Raw genomic sequence first — 1,292 nt, 5'->3', positions numbered from 1 at the left:
TTCTCTCTCGGCGCCCTGTTTCTGGGTTCAGCGTTTTTGCTGTTCGCGGGTGGCGTCAATGCCTTGATCCTGCCTGTCCGTGGCGAGGGCGAAGGCTTCACGGCAGCGTCGCTCGGCCTGCTCGGGACGGGGTGGGCGATCGGCTATATCGCGGGGTGCTTGCGCACGCCTGCCCTCGTGGCACGTGTCGGCCACATCAGGGCATTTGGGGCCATGTGCGCGATTGCTGCCATTGCCGTTCTTACTTCTCTCATCCTTGTCACACCATGGGTCTGGATCCCGGTGCGGGCGCTGTCCGGTTTCTGTTTTGCAGGAGCGGCAATGATCGTCGAAAGTTGGCTCAACGAGCGGACCGAGGCATCCTCGCGCGGTCGGGTCTTCGGCATCTATACGATGGTAAATCTTGCTGCGACGACGGCAGGCCAGATGGTGCTGACACTCGGGGATGCCAGCGGGTTTTTCTTCTTCGTTCTGGCCGCGATGGTTTACTGTCTGGCGCTTCTGCCGACAGCCATAAGCGCGACAACGACCCCGCGGCCGCTTACAAAGGTCTCGCTCAATCTGCGGGGACTTTGGAAAAATTCACCTATTGCAGTCTTTGCGGTGTTGATGGTCGGTGTCTCAAATGCTTCTTTCGGAACTTTGGCCGCCGTTTACGCGGCCCGGATCGGCCTGACGCTGGGCCATATTGCGTTGTTCGCCAGCATTCCGATTCTGGCAGGCGCTGCGATGCAAATCCCCGTCGGGATCGCCTCGGACCGTCTTGACAGAAGAAAAGTGCTGATCGCCATCACCGGCTTTGCCGTTGTTTCTGATGCGCTCTTTCTGGTCTCGGGCGCGACCACTCCAGCCGCTGTGCTTAGCCTTTCCGCTCTGTTTGGAGCGACGGTTTTTGCGATGTATCCCGTGATCGTGGCCCATGCAAACGACCATGCCGAGCCCGGAACATATATTCAGGTGAGCGGTGGTCTGTTGCTTGTGTTCGGGATCGGGTCGATCATCGGCCCTACGGTTGCCGGTATGTCGATGACCGCATTCGGGGCTCTCAGCCTGTTCGCTGTCACCGGCGCTGCACACATCCTTTTGTTTGCTTTCGCGGCCTACAGGCTAAGAAATGCTCCTGCCGTCTCCAGTGAAAACAAGGTGGCGTTCCAATCCAAACCGATGGCCCGCGCTTCAACACCTGAAACGGTCGCCCTCGGTGCTGATCAGGCCGAATTGGATGCGGACCAACCCGAAGACGCTCCCCTCCCCATGGAATTGGCGCAACAGGACCCAAGAGAATGAACTCC

At 59.1% G+C, this 1,292-nt stretch carries 1 protein-coding gene; it reads left to right on the top strand.

Annotated features, from left to right (window positions below; translation table 11 throughout):
- Positions 1–15: 15 nt before the first annotated feature.
- Positions 16–1,287, top strand: coding sequence for an MFS transporter (locus B6V74_RS18680; protein ID WP_240497148.1), 1,272 nt, complete (start codon positions 16–18; stop codon positions 1,285–1,287).
- Positions 1,288–1,292: the final 5 nt, after the last annotated feature.

This window comes from Thioclava sp. F42-5 (assembly GCF_002213195.1).
GTDB lineage: Bacteria > Pseudomonadota > Alphaproteobacteria > Rhodobacterales > Rhodobacteraceae > Thioclava > Thioclava nitratireducens.
This window is presented reverse-complemented; position numbering and strand designations above follow the sequence as displayed.